This is a genomic window from Streptomyces olivaceus (assembly GCF_000721235.1).
Taxonomy (GTDB): domain Bacteria; phylum Actinomycetota; class Actinomycetes; order Streptomycetales; family Streptomycetaceae; genus Streptomyces; species Streptomyces olivaceus.
Window position 1 is genome coordinate 256,171 of sequence record NZ_JOFH01000004.1, and the last position, 23,991, is coordinate 280,161.

The window sequence follows — 23,991 nt, forward strand, 5'->3', positions numbered from 1 at the left end:
GCCGAGTCGCGAAGAAAGCGTGCCGGACATCGAATGCGGGCAGCCGCGGCGCGCTGGTGAGGTAGTGCCCATGAACCTCGTGGCTCTGCTCGGCATCGGGCTGTTGACCGGCGTGACGACCGTCCTGTTCGGGTTCGGCGGCGGCTTCGTCGCCGTCCCGGTCGTGGTGTGGGCGGACGCCGCCCTGGGCCCGGACGCGATCCGGGTCGCCACGGCCACCTCGGCGGTGGTGATGGTGGTGAACGCCGCCTTCGCGACGGCCGTGACGCCGCGGCGGGTGCTCGCGGCCCTGCGCGGCGGCGGCCCGCTGCTCCTGCTGCTCGCCTGCGGCGCCGCGGCCGGTGCGCTCGCGGCACGCCTGGCCCCGGCCGGGCTGATCCGGTGGGCGTTCGTGGGCTACGTCGCCCTCACCGTCGTGGACCTCCTGCTGCGCCCCGGTTTCCTGCGCCCGCGGACCACGGCCGCACCGGCGGGAGCTGAGCCGGGGTCTCGGCCGGGGCCCGGTCCGGGTCCGGTCGCGCCGCGCCCGCTCCCGGCGCTCGCCGGCGCCCCCGTCGGCGCGGTGGCTGCCTTCCTCGGCGTCGGCGGCAGCGTCATGACCGTGCCGGCGATGCGCCGCTCCGGTCACAGCATGCACGTGGCGACCGCGCTCGCCAACCCGCTGACCCTCGCCATCGCGCTCCCGGCCGCCGCGGTCTTCCTGAGCGGCGCCGGGAGCCCTGCCGCCGTCCACGCGCACCCGGACCTGGTCGGCCTGGTGGACCTCCGCGCGGCCGCGGCCCTCCTGCTGGGCGCGCTGCCGGTGATCGCGGTGCTGCGCCGCCGCCCGCCCCGCATCCCCGACGGCGTCCACGCCTGGACGTACGTCGCGCTGCTCGGTGCGGTGGCCGTGGCGATGCTGCCCTGACGCCGGCGGCGCGTGCACCGGGGACGTTCGGCGCGATTGGGGGGCGCTGGGCGACGGTTCGGGGACGCCGGGCGGCGACTCGGGGACGTGGAACCTCGAACTCTCGGGGACGTAGAACCACGAACCGGGGGCATACGGAAGCCCGAAGCCCTCCTACGCCCCCTGCTCCGCCGCCCCGACGGGAGTCCTCCGTGACGCCGAGCCTGCGCCTCGCCCGCGCCCTCCGTGCCGCCGCCCTCCTCCTTGTCGCCGTCTCCGTCTACGCCGCCACGCACCAGCCCTGGCTCGCCCTGCCCGGCCTGTACACGGCCGGCGTGCTCGCCTGGTGTGCCGCGAGGGAGCAGGCGGCGCACCGGCGCAGGACCGTACGGGCGCGGCGTGCCGAGTGGCTGGCCCGGCCCTGTACCGGGCCCGTGGCCTGGCCGGAACCGTGCTGCGCGTTCTGGCGCAACTCCGGCGGCGCCGTGCACGGCCCGGACTGCGCCCGCCCCGCCGCCGCCCGCGTGCCCCTGTACGAGGACTGCTGCGAGCGGTGGTGGACGTCGTTGGGCGCACAGCACGACGCCGCCTGCCGCCGCCGGTCGGGCGCCGCGGGCCGGGACCGGGCCCGTCCGGCGCCGCAGTAGCAGTCCTCGACGAGCCCGTTCAGCAGCGGACGCCGTCGCCCGGCCGGCGGTCGGGAGTGCGGAAGACGGCCAGCCGCAGGACCACGAAGCGCACGACGGTGACGGCGACCGACGTGGCGGCGAGGACCGCGGTCTCGGCGGCAGGCGTGGCCCCGGGGCGCGCGTGCGTGAACCACAGCACCGCACCCGAGGTGACCAGGTAGCCGAGCAGGAAGAGGCCGCCCGCGCCCAGGTGCGCACGGGCCGGACGGGTCGCGGCCCCGCGGAACGTCAACCGCCGGTTCGCCTCGGTGTTGAGCACCGTCAGCACCAGAAGGGAGACCAGGTTGGCGGCGGCCGGGGGCCACCACAGGCGCAGCGCCCAGTACAGCAGCGCCTGCCCCGCGGTCGACACGACGCCGATCGCGACGAACCAGCCGACCTGCCGCGACCACACCGTACGCTCCCGCCCGGTCGCCGGTTCGGCGACGTCTGTCGGCGCAGCCTACTACGCCCCCATCAGCCTCTTTGCCTTTTCTTTGCCTTTAGGGAACCCTGTGGTGCCACGGCCCGTTCATCCTGGTGGCTGCGGAAACCCCGCGGGAGACCGCGGGTTGGGACCGGGCCGGAACGCACGACGGCCGGACGCACAACAGCCAGACGCACAACAACAGAAGCCGAGGTGGCACGAGTGGCGATGTGGGACAAGATCAAGGACCAGGCCAAGACCTTCCAGCAGTCCCAGGGCACTCGGGGAGCGAGCGGATCCGGCCAGGGCGCGCAGGCGAGCGGCCGGCCGGGTTCGTCCGGAGGCTCCAAGACGCAGCTGATCGGGATGTTCAAGTCCCAGCTCGCGTCGGTCAAGACCGAGTTGAAGAGCGGCTCCTACCGGGACGCCAGCATGGCCATGTGCGCGCTGGTCGCCGCGGCCGACGGGCACGTGGAACCGGCGGAGCGCACGCGCGTGGAGGAGCTGATCGTCTCCAACGAGGTGCTGCAGAACTTCCCCGCGGACCAGCTCCGTCAGCGGTTCAACCAGCACGTGGACCGGCTCCTCGCCAACGTCGAGCAGGGCAGGAGCGAGGCCCTGCAGGTGATCGCCAAGGCGTCGAAGAAGCCCGAGGAGGCTCGTGCCGTCATCCAGACCGGCATGGTCGTCGCCGGGGCCGACGGGGTCTTCGAGCCCTCCGAGCAGCAGGCGATCCGCGAGGCCTGCTCCGCCCTGGGCATCTCGCCCGCGGAGTTCGGCGTCTGACACACCACGAGGTCCGCCCGGCGCACTCGACGTGCCGGGCGGACCGGGCGGACCGGGCCGGCTAGGGCGCGATCCCCACGCCCTGGATCCTGCTCCACGCCCGCTCCCGCGCGGCGGTCATGGCGGGCCAGGTGAGGCCGCCCGGCCGGGGCAGTACCCGCGAGGCGTACGGCGCGGGGCGGAAACCGGGGTCGTAGAAGCAGCCGTCGCCGTACGTCGCGTCGAAGGCGGCGCAGGAGGCCGCGATCGCCCGCGGGCTCGGCCGCCGGCCGGTGCTGACCCAGGTGTCCAGCGCGGCCATGGAGTTGGCGTACTCGGAGTCGCTCAGCGAACTGTGCTCGTGCTCCTTCGTGAACGTCTGGACGAGGTTCCCGCCCCGCCCCGCGCCCCGGAGGGTGGCTCGGTAGGCCGCCTCGTGCTCCACGAAGGCCGTCGGGTCGTCGATGGCGTGCATCGTGAGGACGGGGAGGGACACCTTGCCGGTGAGGTCGCTGTCGTAGGACAGGTCACGGCGCGCGGTGGGATCGGCCGAGAAGCGTTCGACGCCCGCGTTGAGCGCCTTGTCGTCGTGCGAGCCGGTGTAGCGCACTCCCCGGTTGCTCCACGGGTTCCGCCCGTCGAGCCGGTTGGCCACGATGTCCCGGAACGTGAAGGTGGCGAACCGCAGATGCGACTCCAGGGTGTGCTCGGGAATGCCCGTGACGGCGAGGATGTCGTCGAGGTTGCGCTGCTGCGGCCCGGTCCGGTCGGCCGGGTCCGAGGCGTAGCCCGTGCACTCCTGGAGGCGGGCGCGCAGCCCGGCGGTCGTCATCGTGGAGCCGGCCCGCAGCCCCTGCCACAGGGGGTACTGCGGCTCGGTCGGGCGCGGGTGGTTGTGGCAGTAGTACTGGTAGACCACCCGCAGGTCCACGCGGTAGTCGTAGCCGCGCGAACCGCCGCCGAGTACGCCGTTGGTCAGCAGCACCCCGTCGTAGGCGCCGGGGCGTCCGCCGTACGTCTCGGCGACCTTGGCCGCGACGTTGCCGCCCCAGGACTGGCCGTGCAGGTAGGTGCGCTCCGGGCGGCCGAACCGGTCGGTGAACAGGCGCCGCACGTTCTCGGTGTCGGCGGCCGCCATGCGGGCCCCGTAACCGCCGCGCCGGTAGGAGGAACCCGCCCAGGCGTACCCCTCGTCGACCATCACCGCCCAGCGTCCCAGGTCCTCGGTGCTGCGGGCGGGGTCGGAGGTGTCGCCGAGGTCGGGACCGCCGTGGGCGTGCACGACGAGGGAACCGTTCCAGCGGTGGGGCACGGCCATCGTGTAGTAGGCCCCGTTCTCGTCCTGCCCGGTGTAGCAGGTGGCCTTCTCGGCGAGGGCGGGCGGGCAGTCGGCGGCCACCGGCTGCCCGGCCGTCGGCTCCACGGCCGCCCGGGCGGGGGCGGCGGAGACGTTGCCGAGGGTGCCGAGGAACACGGCCGCCAGCGCGGCGGCCACCACCGCGGGGCGGCTTCTGCGGTGCATGGCCCCGGTGGCATGCGTGGGAGCGTCGGGTGTGGTCAAGGTGCGGCTCCTGTACGTGCTGCGTGCGGGCGCGATATTGCGCTGCGAGCCGGGATGTTAGGAACCGTCCGGAGCCGGGGCCAGCCTTTGGATCATTGCGTTCATAGTGTTCGCCCGCCCCGGCGGCGGCCGGTCGGGACGGGCGTGCGCCCGGCAGCCGTGCCACTGGGCGGTCGTCGTCTCCGCGGTCGTCGTCTCCGCGGTCGTGCGCTCGGCAGCCGTGCGCTCGGCAGTCGTCCGTGCTGCCGTGGGCCGGTCGCGCGGCCTCAGCTGTCGTAGTCCACGGTCAGCTGCTCGGAGACCGGGTAGGACTGGCAGGTCAGCACGTAACCGGCGTCGACCTCGGCCGCCTCCAGGGCGTAGTTGCGGCGCATGTCGGCCTTGCCGTCGGTGACCAGGGCGCGGCAGGTGCCGCACACGCCGCCCTTGCAGGCGAAGGGGAGGTCGGGCCGGGTCTGCTGGGCACCGTCGAGGATGCTCCGCTCCCGGGAGAGGGAGGCGGTGGTGGAGCGGCCGTCCAGGGTGACGGTGACCTCGCTGACCGGCCCCCGGGGGCCGCCCTCCTCGTGGTGGACCTCGCGCACGGGCTCGTCGGCGGCGAAGAACAGCTCCCGGTGGACGCGGTCCGCGGGCACGCCGAGGCCGGCCAGGACCTGCTGGGCGTCGGCGACCATGCCCTGCGGCCCGCACAGCCACCAGTGGCCGGCGGCCTCCACGTCCACCAGGGAGCCGACCAGCGCGGTGAGCCGCTCGGCGTCCAGGCGGCCGGAGAGCAGCTCGGCCTCGCGCGGTTCGCGGGAGAGGACGTGGGCGAGCTGGAAGCGGGCCGGGTGGAGGTCCTTCAGGTCGGCCAGTTCGTCGGCGAACATCACCGTGCCGGTGCGGCGGTTGCCGTAGAAGAGGGTGACGGTGGAGCGGTCGTCGGCGGCGAGCACCGACTCGGCGATGGACACCATCGGCGTGATGCCCGAACCGGCCGCGATCAGCACGTGGTGGCCCGGGACGGTCAGGTCGGGCGTGAAGAGGCCGGTGGGCGTCATCACCTCGACGGTGTCGCCCGGGCGCACCTCGTCCACCAGCCAGGCGGAGAACAGGCCGCCCGGCACCACCCGCACCCCGATGCGGGGAGCCGAACCGGCCGCCGCGCAGATCGAGTAGGAACGGCGCTCGTCCCGGCCGTCGACCTCGCGCCGCAGGGTGAGCGACTGTCCGGGCGCGAAGGCATACGCCCCGGCCAGCTCGTCCGGGACCTCGAAGCGCACGGCGACCGCGTCCGCGCACAGCCGCTCCACGGCCGCGACGCGCAGGCGGTGGAAGGCGGGGCGGCGGCGGGCGCGCACGGGGGCCGCCGGTACGGGGGCGGTCGGGGCCATCAGATCTCCTTGACGTACTCGAACGGCTCGCGGCAGGCTCGGCAGCGCCACAGGGCCTTGCAGGAGGTGGCGGCGAAGCGCGAGGTCTCCTCGGTCTCCCGCGACCCGCAGCGGGGGCAGGGCACCGCGGGCCGGGTGGGCGACAGCACCAGCGGGACCGGGCCGCGGGGGGCGCGGCCGGGCGGGGCGATGCCGTGCTCGGCGAGCTTGCGGCGGCCGGACTCCGTGATCCAGTCGCTGGTCCAGGGCGGGTCCAGGACGGTGCGGATCTCCACGCGCGCGTACCCCGCCGCGCGCAGCCGTGCGGCGACGTCCGCGCGCATCTCCGCCATGGCCGGGCACCCCGAGTAGGTGGGGGTCAGGCTCGCGACCACGGTGCCGTCCGCCCGCGTCTCGACGTCGCGCAGGACGCCCAGGTCGGCGAGGGTCAGCATGGGCAGCTCGGGGTCCGGTACGCGCTCGGCGACGCGCCGGGCGCGGTGGGCGTCCGGGAGGGCGGGGCCGGCGGTCACCATGTCGCCTCCGGGTGGGCGCGGGCGATGCCCTGCAACTCGGTGAGCAGGGGTGCCAGATGCTCGGTGTGCTCGCCCGCGCGGCCGGAGCCGGGCCGCGGGCGGTAGACCGGCAGGGGTAGTCCGGCGGCGTCGGTGACCTGGCGCACGTCGGCGGCGACCTCGTCCCGCACGTCGTGGGCCGTGTGCAGTTCGCCGAGGTAGGGGGCGACCTGCTCCAGCGCCGCCCGCATCCGGCGGTGCGACTCGTCCGTGCCGTCGCCCAGGCGTACGCACCACTGGGCGGCGTACTGCCGGTGGTAGGCCAGCTCCTTGGCGCCCTTGGCGGCGACCGCCGCGAGGACCGGGTCCGGGTGGTCCACCAGCCCCCGGAAGTGCGCCAGGCGCCAGCTGGAGAGCACCAGCAGCCGTACGACGGTGAACGCGAAGTCGCCGCCGGGCAGTTCCGCCAGCGTCACGTTGCGGAAGTCGGCGGCGTCGCGGAAGTAGGCGTAGGCGTCCTCGTCGCGGCCGGTGCCGTCGGCCTGCCCGGCGCGGGTGTAGAGCAGGCGGGCCTGGCCGAGGAGGTCGAGGCCGATGTTGGCCAGCGCCACCTCCTCCTCCAGCTCGGGCGCACGGGTGATCCACTCGGCGAGCCGCTGGGCGCCGACGAGGGCGTCGTCGGCCAGCGCCACGCACTCCGCGGCCAGTCCGGCGGCGTCGACGCCCTCGGGCACGGTGGTGTCGACGCCGTGCAGCGGGTCCTCGAAACCGGTGCCGTAGGCCCAGCGGGTGTCGTCCTCGTGTCCCTCGGCCAGGGTGAGGTAGACGTGGTCGTCGCTCATGCCCTGCTCCTAGATGTGGGGGACGTCGTCGGGGATGTCGTAGAAGGTCGGGTGCCGGTAGACCTTGTCGGCGCTGGGGGCGAAGAAGGGGTCCTTCTCGTCGCGGGTGGAGGCGGCGATGTGCTCGGAGCGCACCACCCAGATGCTCACGCCCTCGTTGCGCCGGGTGTAGAGGTCGCGGGCGTGGGTGAGGGCCATGGCGTCGTCGGCGGCGTGCAGCGAGCCGACGTGGACGTGGTTGAGGCCGCGCTTGCCGCGCACGAACACCTCGTACAGCGGCCAGCCCTGCCGCTCGGGCCGGTCGTCGCTCATACCGCCGCTCCCTTCTGCGTGCGGGCCGCCTGCTTGGCGGCGTGGGCGGTGGCCGCCTCGCGCACCCAGGCGCCCTCCTCGTGCGCGGTGCGCCGTCGTTCCGTGCGCTGGGCGTTGCACGGCCCGTCGCCCTTGATGACGCGCGTCAGCTCGTCCCAGTCGGGGGTGCCGAAGTCGTGGTGCCCCGCCTCCTCGTTCCAGCGCAGCTCGGGGTCGGGCAGGGTGACGCCGAGCTTCTCGGCCTGCGGGACCGTCATGTCGACGAAGCGACGGCGCAGTTCGTCGTTGCTGTGCCGCTTGATCTTCCAGGCCATCGACCGCGCCGAGTTGGGTGAGGCGTCGTCGGGCGGACCGAACATCATCAGTGAGGGCCACCACCAGCGGTCCACGGCGTCCTGGACCATCTCGCGCTGCGCCGGGGTGCCGCGCATCATCGTCATCAGCAGCTCGTAGCCCTGCCGCTGGTGGAAGGACTCCTCCTTGCAGATGCGCACCATCGCGCGCGCGTACGGCCCGTAGGAACTGCGGCACAGCGGCACCTGGTTGCAGATCGCGGCGCCGTCCACGAACCAGCCGATCACGCCGACGTCGGCGAAGCTCAGGGTCGGGTAGTTGAAGATCGACGAGTACTTCTGGCGACCCTCGATCAGCCGCTCGGTGAGGTCGTCGCGGTCCGCGCCGAGGGTCTCGGCCGCCGAGTACAGGTAGAGCCCGTGGCCGGCCTCGTCCTGGACCTTGGCGAACAGGATCGCCTTGCGGCGCAGCGACGGGGCCCGCGTGATCCACTCGCCCTCGGGCTGCATGCCGATGATCTCCGAGTGCGCGTGCTGGGCGATCTGCCGGATCAGCGTCTTCCGGTAGCCGTCCGGCATCCAGTCGCGCGGTTCGACGCGCTGGTCGCGCGCGACGGTCGCGTCGAAGTGCTCCTGGAGTCCGTCCGGCCCCTGCGGGGGCGGTGCCTCGGCGGCGTGTGTCGTGGTCATCGTCACCAGCTTCCCAACCGACCATTCGTTCGGTATCAGTGTGACGGGTTTCCGGGCGCCGGGCAAGACCCCGGAGCACCGCTGCCCGCACCCTTGACAGGGTGAGCGACTGGCTGGATTACTGGGCCCTGCCGCAAGCTGACCGAATGGTCGGTCGGGGTACCGGCCGGGATACAGGGTGGTGGGAGAGGTGTCGCAGGCCGCCGGGCAGACGCCCGCGGAGGTGATGTTCGCCGCGGACCAGGCTTCCCGCGGGCTGGGCATCGAGCTGGTGGAGCAGGGCGCGGGATCCGCGGTGGTCCGGATGACCGTGACCCCGGCCATGGTCAACGGCCACCGGATCGCCCACGGCGGCTTCCTGTTCCTGCTGGCCGACACCGCGTTCGCCTGCGCGTGCAACAGCCACGGTCCCGTGACCGTCGCGGCCGGCGCCGACATCGTCTTCGTCGCCCCGGCCCGCGAGGGCGACGTGCTCGTGGCCCGCGCCGAGGAGCGTGCCCGCTACGGGCGCAGTGGGATCTACGACGTGAGCGTGCGGCGCGGCGACGAGGTGATCGCGGAGTTCCGCGGCCGCAGCCGCAGCGCGCGGGGCGACGGGGACGGTCCCCGCGCGCGGGACGACGGTAACGGCCACGACGCGCGCGACGACGAGGACGGCCACGACGCACGGCGCGACGAGATCACCCGCCGCGCGCGGGAGGGCGCGGCGCGCGAGACGCCGGGCACGACGACGAAGGAGTCGCGATGAGCAGCGAGCCGACGACCGGGGCCGCCCCGGCATCCCGACGGGGCGAGCCTCTCCCCCACGACCTGCTCGACGACGCCGAGCGCCTCTCCTGCGAGCAGCTCCGGGAGCTCCAGCTCGACCGGCTGCGGGCGACCCTGCGGCACGCGTACGACAACGTGGAGCTGTACCGCAAGAAGTTCGACGCCGCCGGGGTCGTGCCGGACGACTGCCGCAGCCTGGCGGACCTGTCGCGGTTCCCCTTCACCACCAAGGCCGATCTGCGGGAGACCTACCCCTTCGGGATGTTCGCCGTTCCGATGGCCGACGTACGGCGCGTGCACGCCTCCAGCGGCACCACCGGCCGCGCCACCGTGGTCGGATACACGGACAACGACCTGTCGGCGTGGGCGGACGTCGTCGCCCGCTCGATCCGGGCCGCGGGCGGCCGGCCCGGCCACAAGGTGCACGTCTCCTACGGCTACGGCCTGTTCACCGGCGGCCTCGGCGCGCACTACGGCGCCGAACGCGCCGGCTGCACCGTGATCCCCGCCTCCGGCGGGATGACGGCACGCCAGGTGCAGATCATCCAGGACTTCCGGCCCGAGATCATCATGGTCACGCCGTCCTACATGCTCACCCTGCTCGACGAGTTCGAACGGCAGGGCGTCGACCCGCGCACCACCTCACTCCAGGTCGGCATCTTCGGCGCGGAGCCGTGGACCGAGGAGATGCGGCGCGAGATCGAGGAGCGGGCAGGCATCCACGCCGTCGACATCTACGGCCTGTCCGAGGTGATGGGTCCGGGCGTGGCCCAGGAGTGCGTCGAGACCAAGGACGGACTGCACGTGTGGGAGGACCACTTCTACCCCGAGGTGGTCGACCCGCTCACGGACGCCGTGCTGCCCGGGGGCGAGGAGGGGGAGCTCGTCTTCACCTCCCTGACCAAGGAGGCGCTGCCCGTCGTCCGCTACCGCACGCGCGACCTGTCCCGGCTGCTGCCGGGCACCGCCCGCCCCGCCTTCCGGCGGATGAGCAAGGTCACCGGCCGCTGTGACGACATGATCATCCTGCGCGGCGTGAACGTCTTCCCCACCCAGATCGAGGAGATCGTGCTGCGCACGCCCGGCGTGGCCCCGCACTTCCAGATCCGGCTCACCGCGCGCGGCCGCATGGACCACCTGACCGTACGCGTGGAGGCCCGCCCCGACGTGGGTCCCGAGCAGCGCGAGGCCGCCGCCCGGGCGATCGGGCAGAGCGTCAAGGACGGTGTGGGCGTGAGCGTGGAGGTGGAGATCGTGGACCCGGAGACGCTGGAGCGCTCCCTGGGCAAAATCCACCGGGTCAAGGACCTGCGCACGGCGTGAAACGTGAGGACGGACACGCCTGTTCGCTCCTCGGTCCGGTGTGCGAGTCGGTACGGATGGGCAGGAAGTCCATGATCGGGGAAGGTTTGAGCTTTCTGGGGGGAATCCCGTGCGCGTGTGTGTGATCGGTGCAGGCCTGTCGGGGCTGGCGGTGGCGCACGCCCTCAAGGAGCGCGGCATCTCGTTCGTCTGCCTGGAGAAGGCGCCGGACGTCGGCGGGATCTGGCGTCAGCCGGGGGCCGGCGAGCGGGGGCCGGGCTATCTGTCGCTGCACCTCAACACCGCCAAGCAGCTGACCGGTTACGCGGACTTCCCGATGCCGTCCTCGTATCCGCTCTACCCCCGGCACAGCCAGTTCGCCGCCTATCTGCGCTCCTTCGCCGAGTGGGCCGGCCTGCTCGGCCACGTCGAGCTGCGCACCGAGGCGGTCTCGGTGCGCCAGGACGCGGACGGCGGGTGGACGGTCGTCAGCCGGGACGCGGACGGCGCCGAGACCTCGCGCCGGTTCGAGCAGGTGGTCGTCGCCTCCGGCCACCACACCGACCCGGCCCTGCCCGACCCCTTGCCGGCGGGCGCCGACTCCTTCACCGGAACGATTCTGCACTCGCTCGACTACCGCGACGGCGGCGACTTCGACGGCCGCCGCGTCGTCGTGGTGGGCCTCGGCGCGTCGGCGGTGGACATCGCGGCGGACCTCTCCCGGCACGCCGAGCAGACCCTGCTGTCGGTGCGGCGCGGGCTGCACATCGTGCCCAAGCAGCTCTTCGGGATGTCGGTCGACGAGATCGCCGAGGCCCCGTGGTGGACCGAGATGTCCTTCGCCGAGCAGCGCCGGTGGGTGGAGCAGGCCCTGCTCGTCGCCCGCGGCAGGCTCAGGGACTACGGCCTGCCCGAGCCGGACCACCCGGTGTTCTCGTCCGCGACCACCCTCTCGGACGAGATCCTCAGCCGGATCCGGCACGGCGCCGTGACGCCGAAGCCCGCGATCGGCTCGTTCGACGGCGACCGGGTCGTCTTCACCGACGGCACCTCCGTGACCGCGGACGCGGTCGTCTACTGCACCGGCTTCCGCATGACCTTCCCCTTCCTGCCCGCGGGCTGCCCGGTGGCGGCGGACGGCTCGGTCGCGCTGTACCGCAGGGTCGTCCCGGCCGACCGTCCCGGTCTGTACTTCGTGGGTCTGGTCCGCCCGGTGGGCTCGATCACCCGGCTGGTGGAGGCCCAGGCCCAGTGGGTGGCGCGGCTCGTCGACGGCGAGGCGGAACTGCCGGCCGCCGGGGAGATGCGCGAGGAGATCGCCACGTACCTCACCGGCATCGTCCAGCGGTACGGCCGGGCGCCGGGCGCCTCCGTCCAGGTCGACGTGGGTCCGTACCTGGCGGAGTTCCGGGAGTCCCTGCCCGTCTAGCGGGACCGCGCCGTGCGCTTCACCGCTCGGGCTCCCGGTGCCGTCCACCGGGAGCCCTGCCGTGTCCGGACGGGCCCGCTCAGCCCACCGGTATCGCCGTGGGAGCGCTCCCGCCGACCGCGGGCCTGACCGCGTACGCCTCCGCGGAGAGGTACGCGGTCACCCGCGGCGGGTGGCCCTGCTGGTGGGCCAGCGCCAGGTAGGCGACGAGTCCCGCGCCGTCCTCGAGGCGGCGTCCGGCGACGGCGGCCAGGGCGCGGACGAGGACCGAGGGGTCCATGCCGTGGTGCCGCAGCACGCGCGCCGCCCGCACGAGGGCCTCCCCGTCGTGGCGGACGTAGTCCCGGACAGGGATGTGCAGGGTGAAGCCGCTCGGCCGGACGTCGGCGGTGTCGGTGAAGGAGTGGCAGGACAGGGCGGGCCGCCGGCCGAGGCCCGCCACGTCGGGACCGAGGGCCGCGGCGGCGCGGAAGAACCCCTCGATCGCGGCGGGCCCCGGACCCCGGTCCGTTCGGGACAGCCGCCCGGCCCGCCCCGCCGTGAGGTTGTCGTGCCGCACGTAGACCTTCACCCGGGGCTGCGCCCACTCCCCCAGGTCCAGGGCGAGGAACGGGTACCCGGCACCCTGGGGCAGGGCGGCGAAGGCCCGCCGGTGGCCGAGCCGGTGCAGCGCCTCGCGCACCGTCGCGGCGGAACGTTCCGCCCCGTTGGCCGCCGGGTTCAGGTAGACCTTGACGCCGGGTACACCGCCGGGCCTGAGCTCCAGGGCGCACCACAGGGCCAGCGGCCCCTGGGGACCGGAGGGCAGGAACAGGTCCTCGATCTCGTCCAGTGCGTCGGTGGTGAAGTGCCAGCGTCGCGCCATTCGCCGCACCGCCTCCAGTCCGACGCGGCCGTTGCGGGCCAGGCTGTCTGCGCCGCAGCCCGGTTCCAGGAGCACCCGCAGGGCGGGCGCCGCGTCGGGCCGGAAGGAGAGGGAGTACTCGACGGGGGTGTGGTCGTCGGAGAGGAAGGTACGGGTGGGCGGGGGCAGACTCAACGGCCGTGCGGCCACCGGGCCCAGCGAGTCGGTCAGCACCCGTACGTAGGCCGCGGTGTCCGTCGCGGAGAGTCCGGCGACGGCCGCGAGCCTTCGCAACTGCCCGCCCGTGAGGGCCCCGAGTGTCGGTGCGTCCCGCGGATCGGCGCCCGTCGGTGCGGCGGTCACCGGCCCGTCCCCGGTCGGAGCCGGACAAAGCGATACCCGCCTGGCGAGGCGGGTATCGGGGTTCTCTGCGGCCGGAAAGCGGCGTTCGTGGATATGTGGTCCACGACACCTCCTTTTACTCGTAAGCAACTTGAATGCCGCGTTGCTCACTACCCGTGCCGTTCAAACTTCATGCGAGGGGTACGGGTTGGGGAGATGTTGCGGAGGTCACCGCGTGAGCCAGTTGAGGAACTGGCTCCACATGCCGGCGCGTTCGGCCGGCCGGGCCGGGGCGGCCGCCTTCTCCTGCTCGGCCGCCGGAGCCGGGCGGGGCTCGGTGCGCCGCACGGAGCGGACGGGGGTGAACCGGGCCGGGAGCGTGGCCAGGGCCCGGTTGAAGGGGCCCGGACGCCAGGCCAGGCTGTCCTCGGGGACGGCGAGCGCGACGTCGGGCAGTTCGTTGAGCAGGTGCTCGATGGCCGTGACGGTGATGTGCCGGGCCGGCTCCTTGGAGGGGCAGGCGTGCGGACCCGCGCTCCAGGCCAGGTGGGCCCGGTTGCTGCCGGCCTGGCGCGAGGCCCTGAGGGCCGGCCCGGTGTTGGCCGCGGCGAAGCTCACCAGGACGAGGTCGCCCGCCTGGAGCTGCTGCCCGGCGAACTCCGTGTCGGCGGCCGGGTAGTGCGGCGCGTAGTTGGACATCGGCGGGTTCTCCCACAGCGTGTCGTCGAGCGCCTCGTCGATCAGGCCTCCCTCACGGGCGTACCGCTCGTGGGTGAGGAGCCGGTGCAGGGTGTTGCCGATGAGGTTGCGCAGGGGTTCGGCACCCGCGCCGAGGAGCAGGGCGAGCTGGTGGACCATCTCCTCGTCGTCGAGCCCCGCCTCGTGGCGCATCAGCCAGGAGGTGACGTCGTCACCGGGCTTCTCCCGCTTGAGCGCCACGAGTTCCCCGACCGCCTGGAAGAGCACCTCGGTGGCCTTCTCGGCGTTCACTCCGTCGAACATGCCGGAGATGCCGAACAGCACCCGGTCCCCGATGTCCGCGGGGCAGCCGAAGAGTTCGTTGAACACGAACAGCGGCAGCTGCTTGGCGTAGTCCCCGAGCAGGTCGGCGGAGCCGCGGGCGGCGAACTGCGCGATGAGGTAGCGGGAGATCTGCTCGGTGCTCCGGCTCAGCCGCCGGGTGTCGACCCGCGCCATGCTGTCGGTGACGGCCTGGCGGAGCCTGAGGTGGTCGGCGCCGTCGGCGAACATGCAGTTGGGCCGGTACGCGAGCAGGGGCGCGACCGGGCTGTCCGGGCCCACCTTGCCCTCGTTGAAGGCCCGCCAGCGGCGGGCGTCCTTGCGGAAGGAACCGGAGTCCTGCAGCAGCTGGAGCGCCGCCGTGTAGTCCGTGACCAGCGTGGCCTCGACGCCGGGGGCCAGCTCGACGGGGGCCGCGGCCCCGTAGTGGCGCAGGTACTCGTAGTACGCCTGCGGATCGGCGGCGAACTCCGGTCCGTGCAACGGCACCCGGGCGCCGGATCCGTGGGCCGGGCAGCCGGGCGGCGGCACCGGCGCGGGGTCGTGGGCGTTCATGTCTGCTCCCAGCTCCTAGGCTCTGTCCAGCAGATGGCGGACGAGGGTGGTGAGTGCGGCGGCCGAGGACTTCTCGTCGCGGGCGTCGCAGGTGACGACGGGGGTGTCGTCGAGCAGGTCGAGCGCCTCGCGCAGCGCCCGTTCTTCGCGCGCCGGCGCGCCGTCGAAGTGGTTGACGGCGATGGCGTAGTCGAGTCCGTAGTGCTCGATGAGGTCGATCACCGGGAAGGAGTCCGCGAGCCGCTCGGGGTCGACCAGGACGAGGGCGCCGAGCGCGCCGCGGGCCATGTCCTCCCACATCTGCACGAAACGCTGCTGGCCGGGGGTGCCGAACAGGTAGAGCACGATGCGGTCGCTGATGGTGAGGCGGCCGAAGTCCATGGCGACCGTGGTGGTGGTCTTGCCCTTCACGCCCTTGAGGTCGTCGACCGGCTCGGCGGCCTGCGTCATCGTCTCCTCGGTGGACAGCGGCTCGATTTCGGAGATGGAGCCGATGAGGGTGGTCTTGCCCACCGCGAAGTGTCCGACGACGAGGATCTTGACCGCGGTCTGGGTCGCTCCCTCGCGCACGTAGTCCCGCTCATCCAAACTTGGCGCGGAGCCCATTGAGCACCTCCTCCAGGATCTCCCTGTCCGCGAGGCGGGCGCGGGCCACCGGCGGACGGGTCAGCAGGTGCCCGCCCTCCATCAGGGACGCCAGCAGGATCCGCACCACGCCCAGCGGGAAGTGGGTGTGCCCGGCGATCTCGGCGACCGAGAGGTAGCCGGCGGAACACAGGTCGAGCAGGCTCTGCTCCTCGGGCGAGAGCCGGGCGGGCCGCCGCGTGTCCTCGGCGGACGCGGTGACCAGGGTGAGGAGCGAGAGGGCGTCCTCGTCGGGCAGGTTGCGGCCCTTGGTGATGACGTAGGGACGTACTAATGCGGCGGACTCGGGCGTCCAGCCGTCGCGGCCGGTCATGAGCGGGCGCCGAGGTTCTCGCGCGGCGGTGTCGTCAGCCGCTTGCCGAGCTGGGCGACGAGTTGCTGCATGCGGAAGGTGATGTCGGCCATGTCCACCTCCGGGGAGGCGGAGACGCCAAGGTAGGCGCCCTCGCCGGCGGAGATCAGGAAGACCCAGCCGCCGTCGAACTCGACGAGGGTCTGGCGCCAGTTCTGGCCCGGGTCCTCACAGAAGAAGGAGAGGGTGCGGCTGAGCGACTGCACACCGCTCATCGCGGCGGCCACCCGGTCGGCGTCGTCCTTGTCGAAGTCCTGCGTCCGGGCCATCAGCAGGCCGTCGGCTGATATCAGGACCGCGTGCAGGGCTCCCGGAATCTCCAGGGCGCTGTCGAGCATCCATGACAGATCGTCGTTCACGAGACCTCATGTCCTTCACTGCTTGCACCAGGTGTGCTGCTCGTCCGGTCGGCGTTCTCGGCGTTCTCGGCGTTCTCCGGCTCGGTGCCCCGGCCGGAGCGCGTTCCGCGCTGGAAGGCGCCCATGACCCGGGCCTGCTCGGAGTCGGAGCGTCCGGCCGGGCGCGGGGCGGAGGCGCTGCCGGGCACGATGGCCATCGGCCGCTTGCGGCGCCGCCGGGGCAGACCGTCGTCGGTCCGGGAGGCGGCGGGCACGGCCTCCGGTCCGGCGTCCGGGACCGGCCGGGCGGTGGGGCGGTCGGCCGGTGCGGGCGCCTTCTTCTCCGGCATGGCGGTGAGCATGTCGTGCGGCAGCAGAACCACCGCCCGTACGCCTCCGTAGGGAGAGGAGGAGTCCACCGACACCTCGAACCCGAAGCGCTCGCACAGCAGGCCGATGACGGCGAAGCCGAACTGCGGCGGGTTGCCGAGAGCCGCCACCCCCGAGGCGCGCTCGGTGGCGAGCAGCTTGTCGGCGCGCGCCCGTTCCTCGTCGCTCATGCCGACGCCGGCGTCGTCCACGACCACGCAGATGCCCTTGGGCACGGTGCGGATGTTGATCTCCACGACGGTGTCCGGGCTGGAGTAGCTGGTGGCGTTGTCGAGCAGTTCGGCGAGGGCCAGCGCGACGGGCTCGACGGCGCGGCTGGTGATGCCGAAGTCGACCCGGGAGAGGATGTCCACCCGGCGGAAGTGCCGGATGCGTCCCTGCGCGCTGCGGACCACGTCGTACACCGAGGCGGTGTCGCGCCGGCCGCCCAGCCAGCCGTCGCACAGGACCGCGACGGACTGCGCGCGCCGGCCGAACTGCGAGTTGGTGTGGTCGATCTCCAGCAGGTCCTCGAGCAGGGCCGATTCGCCGTACTTGCTCTGCAGCCGGGAGAGCACCAGCTGCTGTTCGGCGGCGAGGCCCTGGAGAGTCCGCATGGCCGATTTCAGTACGGTCTTCGTCTCGTCCTCGGCCCGCTCCTGAGCGGCCTGCACGGATTTCCCGTAGTTGTTCTCCAGCTGGGTGTAGCGGTCCCGGAGCCCCTCGACCTGCTGCCGCAACGCCCGGGCCGCCCTGCGCTGGCGGCTGACGAGCACGGCGGCGGCGACGAGGGCGACGAGCAGGACCCAGAGCAATGGGTTTGCCGTGTATTCCGTCATAAGACTCTCTTCAGGCGACTTACGGCCGGTTTGCTGCGTTCCGGTCCACGCGGGCGGTCCGGCGGACCGCCGGCGCCCGGGCTGTCCTTGAAGTCGGGGATGCCGTCTTTCACCCATCCGCCCGCTCTGCAAACCCGGTGATCGTATCACCGCATGATCAGGTGAATTAACGTCAAAGAACGCCCATCACGGACCGGTTGAGACCGGGGGTCGGGCCCGCCGGAGCGGTGGGTACAGTCGGGCCCGTGAGAGACGCACAAGGCACGTTCCGGCTGAGTACGGGCCCGGCGCGCGGCGGCACGGGGTGACGCCCGAGGCCATGGCCGCGGTCTTCGCGGCGGGCGTCGGAGCCGGCGCCATCAACAGCGTCGTCGGCTCCGGAACCCTGATCACCTTCCCCGTACTGCTGGCCACGGGACTGTCGCCGGTGACTGCGACGGTGTCCAACGCGCTGGGTCTGATCCCCGGCTCCATCAGCGGTGCCATCGGCTACCGCAAGGAGCTGACCGGCCAGCGCCGGCGCGTCCTGAAGCTGGGCGCCGGGGCCCTGCTCGGCGGCCTGGCGGGCGCCACACTGCTGCTGTCGCTGCCGCCGGACGCCTTCGAGACGATCGTGCCGGTACTGGTGGGCCTCGCCCTGGTGCTGGTGGCGTTCCAGCCGCAGATCGGCCGGCTGGTGCAGCGCCGCCGGGAGCGCACCGGTGCCTCTCCCCGCCGGGACGGCGGTCCGCTGCTCCTCGTCGGCCTGACCCTCGCCAGCGTCTACGGCGGCTACTTCACCGCCGCCCAGGGGATCATCTACCTGTCCCTGATGGGCATGCTCCTCGACGAACCCATGCAACGCCTCAACGGCATCAAGAACGTCCTCTCCGCCGTCGTCAACACCGTCGCCGCCCTCTTCTTCCTCTTCGCCGCGGACTTCGACTGGACCGCCGTCGGACTGCTCGCGGTCGGCTCGGCCCTGGGTGGCTGGTTCGGCGCCAAGGTGGGCCGACGTTTCAGCCCCCTGGTTCTGCGGATACTGGTGGTGACGGTCGGCACGGTCGCCCTGGCTCAGCTGCTGCTGCGCTAGCCAGGAGCCACCGGTGTCGGGGGCGGGCAGGAGTGGAATCTGCCCAACCGCCTCCTCGGCCAATCACTTCCGGCCATCCGGGACACGTGGGAAATGCCACGTTCCGTGGCCGATTGACCCCGGTAGCGATCAGGGAAGCCATGGAGCGCCCATGATCGATGCGAAGGGACATACCCCACCGTGACGCTCGTAGCGCCTCCCCCCATACCCAGGGCAGCGGGTTCGCTGCCGTTCCTGGGCCACGCGGTACAGCTCATGCGCGACAACCTCGGCTTCGTCGCCGCGCTGCGCACCACCTACGGCCCCCTGGTCGAGATCACCCTCCAGCCCGGCACCCGCACCCTCGTCGTGCAGGATCCCGGCCTCATCCGCACCATGCTGACCGACCTGGGACCGAGCCTCGACAAGGGCCGGTTCTTCGAGAAGATGGGACAGCTGCTCGGCGACTCCGTCGTCACCGCGGCCGGCCAGGTCCACGTCCGCAAGAGACGCCAGCTGCAACCCGCCTTCGCCCGCGAGCAGATCGCCCGGTACGTCGACACCATGCGCGCCGAGACGGACGCCGCAGTCGACGAGTGGGTCCCCGGCCGGCCGCTGGACGTCCGCGAGGCCATGGTCGGGCTCAGCCTGAACATGCTGGCCAAGACGATCTTCTCGGGCAGTCTCGACGACGCCACGTTCCGCCGGCTGCGCGCCGACCTGTCGGTCGTGATGAACGGCGTGGGCGCCCGCGTCATGCTGCCCGACTGGGTCGAGCGGCTCCCGCTGCCCGCCAACCGCCGCTTCAACGCGGCGCGCGACGGCGTGCGGGCCACCATCGAACGCGCCGTGAGCGACCTCCAGGACTCCGGCCACGACACCGGTGACATGCTCTCGCTGCTGCTGCGCACGACCGACGAGGAGACCGGAGAGCCGCTGACCGGCCACCAGATCTCCTCCGAGATCCTCACCCTGGCCGTCGCCGGCACCGAGACCACCGCCTCGGTCCTGTCCTGGATGCTGTACGAACTCGCCCGCAACCCGGAGGTCGAGGCACGGGTCCTGGAGGAGCTCGACGAGGTCCTCGGCGACCGGCCGGTGGCCTTCGACGACCTCGGCCGGCTGCCGTACCTGGGCCGGGTGGTGGAGGAGACGCTGCGGATGCACCACACCGGGTGGCTCGTCACCCGGCGCACCGTCACCGAGACCCGGCTCGGCCCCTGGACGGTGCCCCCAGGCACCGAACTCGCCTACTGCCAGCACGCCCTGCACCGCGACCCGCTGCTGTTCCGCGACCCGCTGGAGTTCGACCCCGACCGCTGGCTGGACGACCCGGGGCCGCGGCCCACGCAGGGGTTCCTGCCCTTCGGCGCCGGCAAGCACAAGTGCATCGGCGACCGGTTCGCGTTCACCGAACTCGTCACCGCCGTCGCCACCATCGTGCGGCGGGTACGGCTGGAGCTCGCGCCCGGCCAGACGGTGCGCCCCGTCGCCGCGGCCACGGTCCGGCCCCGCACCCTGCTGATGACCGTCCGCGAGAAGGAGGGGCAGGAGGCATAGGGGGCAGAGGGGAGAACAGGGGAGAAGAGAGCGGCGGCGGCCGGGCGTCCAGGAACCGGACGGTCCGGCAGGCATGTGGTGGATACATCTACTGTGCACGGTGACCGAGGACGTCCCGTACGAAGGAGTCACGGCATGACCGGCCGGACCGCCAGCTCCCCCACGCCCGACCACGACGACGACGTGCTCCGGCTCCAGGACGTGAGCGTCCGCCGCCTCACCACGGACCAGCTGATCCTGGACGGCGTCGACTGGTCGGTCCGCCCGGGCGAGCACTGGGCCCTGCTGGGGGCCAACGGCGCCGGGAAGACGACCCTGCTGCGGCTGCTCGGCGCGCTCATGCACCCCACGACCGGCACGGTCGAGGTGCTCGGCAGCCGGCTCGGCCGGGTCGACGTGCGGGAGCTGCGGGCGCGCATCGGCCATGTGAACTCCGCCCAGCGGGTGCCGCAGGACCTCACCGCGCACGCGGTCGTGCTGACCGGCCACAGCGGCACGGTCCAGCCGCTGTGGCGGACGTACGACGACGAGGTGCGGGAGCGGGCCCGCGACCTGCTGACCGAGCTGGGCGTCAAGGAGCTGGCGGACCGGCCCTACGGCGTCTGCTCGGGCGGTCAGCGGGCGCGGATCCTCATCGCCAGGGCGCTGATGGCCGACCCGGCGCTGCTCCTCCTGGACGAGCCCTTCAACGCCCTGGACCTGCCGTCCCGGGAGGACCTCGTCGAGGCGATGCACCAGCTGACCGAGGGGCGCCCCCGGCTGGCCACGGTGACGGTCACCCACCACCTGGAGGAGCTGTTCCCGGCCGTCAGCCACACCCTGCTGCTGCGCGAGGGCCGGATCCTGTCCCGTGGGCCGGTGGACGACGTCCTCACGGACGACCTGCTGACCGCCTGCTTCGGGCGCGAGATCACGGTCGCCAGGCGCGACGGCCGCTGGTCGGCCTTCTCCGGCCGGCGCACCCGGGGTTAGTCCCGCCGCCGTCGTCGTTCGCCGCTGCCGTCCGAAGGGGCGGAGCGGTCCCGGACGTGTCGGCGTGCGGAACGTCCGGGGCCGCCCCTCGGCTCCCCCGCCGGGGACTGCCCGCTCGGCGCTCCGGACAAACGGAACGCCGCGGAGGCCGGGCCCGGTTCACGCCCGAGGGTGACCCCGGTCAACACACGTCCCCGTCGAGCGCGGACCCCGCGCCCGGGACGTCCCGGGCCGTGGTCTCAGGCGCAGCCCCAGGCCGACATTCCCTGCAGGCCGGCCAGGCGCTTCGCGACGGCGATCTGCTCGGCGCGGGTCGCGAGGTCCGCGCGCGGGGCGTACTTCAGGCCGCCGGCCGCGGCCCAGCTCGACGGGGCGAACTGCAGGCCCCCGTAGTAGCCGTTGCCGGTGTTCGCCTGCCAGTCGCCGCCCGACTCGCAGGCAGCGATGGAGTCCCAGTCCGTGCGCAGCGGGACCGACGGGGAGGCGGCCGCCCCGGTGGTCGCGGCGAGTGCGGCCGCGGCGAGGAGGGCGGCCGCGGCGGTCCGGATCGTGCGACCGTGCGGGCGGCGCACGTTACCCTGAAGAGCATTTCGTCTACAGATCATACTTGGACTGTTACCCCACGTGAGGGCGGGCCGCCGCCCCGTCCGGCGCCGCCCTACGCCGGTCGGAGCACCCGAACCACCCGGTTCGCCGTGGAGTCCGCGTCACTTCGCCGACGGCACGGACAGCGCGCCGTCCGCCGCCGCCTCCGTGGCGAGGTAGTCCGGGACGGCCTCCGGGTCGACCAGCCGGTTGAGGCGGCTGGGCACGTCGAACCCGATCAGCAGGATGACCACGAGTGTCAGCGAGAAGGTCAGCACCGCAAGCGACTGGCCGAGCGACATGGAGGAGGCCAGCCTGGCCCCGAGCACCGGCGCCACGGCGCCGCCCAGCGCGCCGACGTTGTAGGTGAAGCCCAGGGACGCGGCCCGGGTCTCCGTCGGGAAGTGCCCGGCGATGTACTTCGGCAGCAGCCCCGAGATGCCCTGCATGCAGGCGAGCATCAGGAACAGCAGGATGCCGAGCTGCAGTTGGCTGTCGCGGATCGTGAAGACGGGGAAAACGAAGGCGATCCCGACCGCCAGCGTGCACGCGTACGCCCGGCGGGTGCCGAACCGGTCACCGACGAACCCGGTGACGATGCAGCCCGCCATCGTGCCGAACCCGGCGTAGTAGAGCGCGTCGCTGACCTGGGCGGGGGTGAAGCCCAGTTCGGTCTTGAGGTAGGTGGGCAGCAGGGCCTGGACCGGCCAGCTGTAGAGGAAGGCGCAGAACACGGTGGCGCAGAGCGCCACGAACAGCAGCCACCTTTTGCGCCCGCCCAGCTGGACCGCGAAGGCGACGAGGCAGGCCGTCGCCACCACGGACAGGACGGGCACCGCACCGGCGCCGAGCGGAGTGAACACCGCGAACAGCGAGCCGGTGGCGACCACCGCCAGCACCGTGTTGACGCTCGCCCGGCGCCGCCCCGCGAACAGCGGGCGGAAGGGGTTGGGCCGCTCGCCGGTGGCCCCCACCCGTGCCTCCCAGTCGTCGGCCTCGGGCAGCGACCGCCGCACCCACAGGGCGACGACCACCGGGAACAGTCCGATGTAGAACAGCCAGCGCCAGCCGTGGCCCGGCACCACGTGCTCGTAGACCTCGGCCGCCAGCACGCCGCCCAGCGAGAAGCCGGAGATGAGGAATCCGGAGGCGCGGTTGCGCAGCCGGGCGGGCCAGCTCTCCAGTACGTAGGTGGCACTGGCGCTGTACTCGCCGGCCATGCCCATGCCGATCAGCAGGCGCGCGGTGAACAGGCTGGTGTAGTCCCAGGCGAAGCCGCAGGCGAAGGTGCCGACCGAGTACAGCAGGATGCTGGCCACCATGGCGCTTCTGCGGCCGAAGCGGTCGCCGAGCGCGCCGAGCACGGCGCCGCCGAGCCAGCGGGTGATGAACGCACCGGACACCAGGCTCGCGGACTCGACGGTCGACAGTCCGAAGTCGTCGGCGATCTCGGTCAGTACGAGGGTGATGAGGACGAAGTCGAAGCCGTCGAGGAGATAGCCGATCCAGGCGGCGAAGAAGGACTTCCACTTCTGCCGGGTGATCTCTCTGTACCAGGGGCGGGGCTTCGCGGTGGTGCGCGCAGATGACATGACGGGTCCAATGCGGGGTGTGGATTCGCGCGTCGGGGACGGGGTGCGGGCAGGACCGGGGCCGGGCCTGCGGCCCCGGTCCGCGGGTCACAGGAGACCGGCCTCGGTGAGTCGGTCGCGGACCCGGGCCACGGCGCGTTCGTCGAGGGGCACTTGCGGTGCGGCGGTGGCCGGGCAGTCGATGAGACCGAGCAGGTGGGCGGCGGCCTTGAAGGCGCCGAGTGCGCTGGAACTGCCGCCCATCAGGGTCGGGTCGCCCGCGTCGGTGAGCGCGAACAGGGCGGCGAGCCGGTCCTGTTCGGCCCGGGCGGCGGCCCAGTCCCCGCTCCGGGCCGCCGCGTGGAGGCGTACGTAGCCGGCGGCGTCGACGTTGCCGAGTCCGGGCACGACGCCGTCGGCACCGGCGAGCAGGGCACCGTCGACGGTGAGTTCCGAGCCGGTGAGCACCGTGAAACCGGGCACGCGGGGGCGCAGTTCGACCAGCAGCCGGCGCAGCGATCCGTCGTCGCCGCTGGAGTCCTTGAGCCCGGCGAGGGTGCCGTCGCCGGCCAGGTCGAGGACCACGTCGCGGGGCAGCTCGGTGTGCACGGCGGCCGGGATGTCGTACGCGAACAGCGGCAGACCGGTGCCCTCGCGGACGCGCCGGAAGTGGGCGGCGATCTCCACGGGATGGGTGCGGGTGTAGAAGGGCGCCGTGGCCACGAGCGCGTCGGCACCGGCCCGGGCGGCGTCGGCGGCGCGGTCCAGGACCCGGGCCGTGGTGGTGTCGATGACCCCGGCCAGGACCGGGACGCGGCCCGCGGCGGCATCGACGGCGGTCTCCAGCGCGGTGAGCCGCCGGGCGTCGGTGAGGTAGGCGGCCTCCCCGCTGGACCCCAGCAGGAAGAGGCCGTGCACCCCGGCCGTGATCAGGTGCTCGGTGAGCCGGCGCAGCGAGGCGGTGTCCACCTCCCCCGCCGGGGTGAGGGGGGTGATGACCGGGGGGACGACGCCGCTCAGCGGCGTGGGGAGGGGCATGCGGTACTCCAGGTCGTGCTGTTCTCGGCCCGGGAGGGCGGCGCACGGCAGCGCGCCGGAGGCCCGGAAACCGAGGACGTAGGATGTCCCACGTCCTGTT

The 23,991-nt window shown here is 73.0% G+C and carries 24 protein-coding genes and 1 pseudogene; 9 read left to right on the top strand and 16 right to left on the bottom strand.

The genetic code is table 11. The features are described from left to right. Positions 1–70: 70 nt before the first annotated feature. A complete protein-coding gene (locus IG94_RS0107260; RefSeq protein ID WP_031032657.1) occupies positions 71–907 on the top strand; it encodes a TSUP family transporter in 837 nt (278 codons plus the stop codon). Between the two features lie 191 nt (positions 908–1,098). Further along, entirely contained in the window at positions 1,099–1,533 is a 435-nt protein-coding gene (locus IG94_RS0107265) for a hypothetical protein (protein WP_031032659.1), read from the top strand. A 19-nt stretch (positions 1,534–1,552) separates the two neighbouring features. Here the strand turns inward: IG94_RS0107265 and IG94_RS0107270 are convergent, their stop codons facing one another. After that, on the bottom strand, positions 1,553–1,969 hold the full coding sequence (locus IG94_RS0107270; protein ID WP_031032660.1) for a GtrA family protein: 417 nt from the start codon (positions 1,967–1,969) through the stop codon (positions 1,553–1,555). Between the two features lie 234 nt (positions 1,970–2,203). Between IG94_RS0107270 and IG94_RS0107275 the strand changes: the two genes are divergently transcribed. Further along, positions 2,204–2,767 (top strand): tellurite resistance TerB family protein, encoded by a 564-nt coding sequence (locus IG94_RS0107275; RefSeq protein ID WP_031032661.1) that lies wholly within the window; start codon positions 2,204–2,206, stop codon positions 2,765–2,767. A gap of 61 nt (positions 2,768–2,828) precedes the next feature. Here IG94_RS0107275 and IG94_RS0107280 read toward each other — a convergent pair whose 3' ends face one another. The 6 genes from IG94_RS0107280 to paaA form a co-directional block, all read right to left on the bottom strand. Continuing rightward, a complete protein-coding gene (locus IG94_RS0107280) occupies positions 2,829–4,307 on the bottom strand; it encodes an alpha/beta hydrolase (protein ID WP_031032662.1) in 1,479 nt (492 codons plus the stop codon). A 266-nt stretch (positions 4,308–4,573) separates the two neighbouring features. After that, the gene (paaE, locus tag IG94_RS0107285) at positions 4,574–5,680 is read right to left on the bottom strand and encodes a 1,2-phenylacetyl-CoA epoxidase subunit PaaE (RefSeq protein WP_031032663.1); all 1,107 of its coding nucleotides are present in this window, start codon (positions 5,678–5,680) and stop codon (positions 4,574–4,576) included. Further along, the gene (gene paaD, locus IG94_RS0107290) at positions 5,680–6,195 is read right to left on the bottom strand and encodes a 1,2-phenylacetyl-CoA epoxidase subunit PaaD (RefSeq protein WP_031032665.1); all 516 of its coding nucleotides are present in this window, start codon (positions 6,193–6,195) and stop codon (positions 5,680–5,682) included. Before paaD ends, paaE begins: the two co-directional genes overlap by 1 nt. Next, positions 6,189–7,016: a 1,2-phenylacetyl-CoA epoxidase subunit PaaC gene (gene paaC / locus IG94_RS0107295; RefSeq protein WP_031032666.1), complete on the bottom strand. Its 828-nt coding sequence runs from the start codon at positions 7,014–7,016 to the stop codon at positions 6,189–6,191. Before paaC ends, paaD begins: the two co-directional genes overlap by 7 nt. 9 nt (positions 7,017–7,025) lie before the next feature. After that, positions 7,026–7,328 (bottom strand): 1,2-phenylacetyl-CoA epoxidase subunit PaaB, encoded by a 303-nt coding sequence (gene paaB, locus IG94_RS0107300; RefSeq protein WP_031032668.1) that lies wholly within the window; start codon positions 7,326–7,328, stop codon positions 7,026–7,028. Continuing rightward, positions 7,325–8,311 (bottom strand): 1,2-phenylacetyl-CoA epoxidase subunit PaaA, encoded by a 987-nt coding sequence (paaA, locus tag IG94_RS0107305; RefSeq protein ID WP_031032670.1) that lies wholly within the window; start codon positions 8,309–8,311, stop codon positions 7,325–7,327. The genes paaB and paaA overlap by 4 nt, the downstream gene beginning before the upstream one ends. Before the next feature lie 226 nt (positions 8,312–8,537). Between paaA and paaI the strand changes: the two are divergent. The 3 genes and pseudogenes from paaI to IG94_RS0107320 form a co-directional block, all read left to right on the top strand. Then, positions 8,538–8,900 (top strand): annotated as a pseudogene (paaI, locus tag IG94_RS43340) (hydroxyphenylacetyl-CoA thioesterase PaaI); the annotation flags it as partial. Between the two features lie 155 nt (positions 8,901–9,055). After that, positions 9,056–10,402 (top strand): phenylacetate--CoA ligase PaaK, encoded by a 1,347-nt coding sequence (gene paaK / locus IG94_RS0107315; RefSeq protein ID WP_031032677.1) that lies wholly within the window; start codon positions 9,056–9,058, stop codon positions 10,400–10,402. 109 nt (positions 10,403–10,511) lie between these two features. Then, entirely contained in the window at positions 10,512–11,810 is a 1,299-nt protein-coding gene (locus tag IG94_RS0107320; protein WP_031032679.1) for a flavin-containing monooxygenase, read from the top strand. Positions 11,811–11,889: 79 nt separating this feature from the next. On the opposite strand, the gene IG94_RS0107325 is transcribed toward IG94_RS0107320, so the two are convergent. The 6 genes from IG94_RS0107325 to IG94_RS0107350 all read right to left on the bottom strand — a co-directional run bounded on the left by IG94_RS0107325 (position 11,890) and on the right by IG94_RS0107350 (position 17,114). Further along, positions 11,890–13,017, bottom strand: a complete 1,128-nt coding sequence (locus IG94_RS0107325) for a tryptophan dimethylallyltransferase family protein (protein WP_031032686.1) — start codon at positions 13,015–13,017, stop codon at positions 11,890–11,892. A 207-nt stretch (positions 13,018–13,224) separates the two neighbouring features. Further along, positions 13,225–14,571: a cytochrome P450 gene (locus IG94_RS0107330; protein ID WP_031032688.1), complete on the bottom strand. Its 1,347-nt coding sequence runs from the start codon at positions 14,569–14,571 to the stop codon at positions 13,225–13,227. Between the two features lie 15 nt (positions 14,572–14,586). Beyond that, on the bottom strand, positions 14,587–15,177 hold the full coding sequence (locus IG94_RS0107335; RefSeq protein WP_031032690.1) for a GTP-binding protein: 591 nt from the start codon (positions 15,175–15,177) through the stop codon (positions 14,587–14,589). Next, entirely contained in the window at positions 15,152–15,529 is a 378-nt protein-coding gene (locus IG94_RS0107340; RefSeq protein WP_031032692.1) for a DUF742 domain-containing protein, read from the bottom strand. The genes IG94_RS0107335 and IG94_RS0107340 overlap by 26 nt, the downstream gene beginning before the upstream one ends. Next, positions 15,526–15,927, bottom strand: coding sequence for a roadblock/LC7 domain-containing protein (locus IG94_RS0107345; protein ID WP_031032694.1), 402 nt, complete (start codon positions 15,925–15,927; stop codon positions 15,526–15,528). Before IG94_RS0107345 ends, IG94_RS0107340 begins: the two co-directional genes overlap by 4 nt. Then, the gene (locus IG94_RS0107350; RefSeq protein ID WP_031032697.1) at positions 15,924–17,114 is read right to left on the bottom strand and encodes an ATP-binding protein; all 1,191 of its coding nucleotides are present in this window, start codon (positions 17,112–17,114) and stop codon (positions 15,924–15,926) included. Before IG94_RS0107350 ends, IG94_RS0107345 begins: the two co-directional genes overlap by 4 nt. A gap of 319 nt (positions 17,115–17,433) precedes the next feature. Here IG94_RS0107350 and IG94_RS0107355 point away from each other — a divergent pair, with 319 nt between their 5' ends. From IG94_RS0107355 to IG94_RS0107365, 3 genes are all read left to right on the top strand, one after another. Next, positions 17,434–18,186 (top strand): sulfite exporter TauE/SafE family protein, encoded by a 753-nt coding sequence (locus IG94_RS0107355; protein WP_211269657.1) that lies wholly within the window; start codon positions 17,434–17,436, stop codon positions 18,184–18,186. 180 nt (positions 18,187–18,366) lie between these two features. Continuing rightward, complete coding sequence (locus IG94_RS0107360) at positions 18,367–19,725, top strand: cytochrome P450 (protein WP_031032700.1); 1,359 nt, start codon at positions 18,367–18,369, stop codon at positions 19,723–19,725. Between the two features lie 135 nt (positions 19,726–19,860). Further along, positions 19,861–20,697 carry an ABC transporter ATP-binding protein gene (locus IG94_RS0107365; RefSeq protein ID WP_031032702.1) on the top strand — a complete coding sequence of 279 codons (837 nt, stop codon included), beginning with the start codon at positions 19,861–19,863 and terminating at the stop codon, positions 20,695–20,697. Positions 20,698–20,936: 239 nt separating this feature from the next. Here IG94_RS0107365 and IG94_RS0107370 read toward each other — a convergent pair whose 3' ends face one another. From IG94_RS0107370 to IG94_RS0107380, 3 genes are all read right to left on the bottom strand, one after another. Then, positions 20,937–21,269 carry a transglycosylase family protein gene (locus tag IG94_RS0107370; RefSeq protein WP_282916614.1) on the bottom strand — a complete coding sequence of 111 codons (333 nt, stop codon included), beginning with the start codon at positions 21,267–21,269 and terminating at the stop codon, positions 20,937–20,939. Between the two features lie 135 nt (positions 21,270–21,404). Further along, a complete protein-coding gene (locus IG94_RS0107375; RefSeq protein ID WP_031032706.1) occupies positions 21,405–22,874 on the bottom strand; it encodes a sialate:H+ symport family MFS transporter in 1,470 nt (489 codons plus the stop codon). Positions 22,875–22,961: 87 nt separating this feature from the next. Continuing rightward, on the bottom strand, positions 22,962–23,891 hold the full coding sequence (locus IG94_RS0107380; RefSeq protein ID WP_031032707.1) for a dihydrodipicolinate synthase family protein: 930 nt from the start codon (positions 23,889–23,891) through the stop codon (positions 22,962–22,964). Positions 23,892–23,991 lie beyond the last annotated feature (100 nt).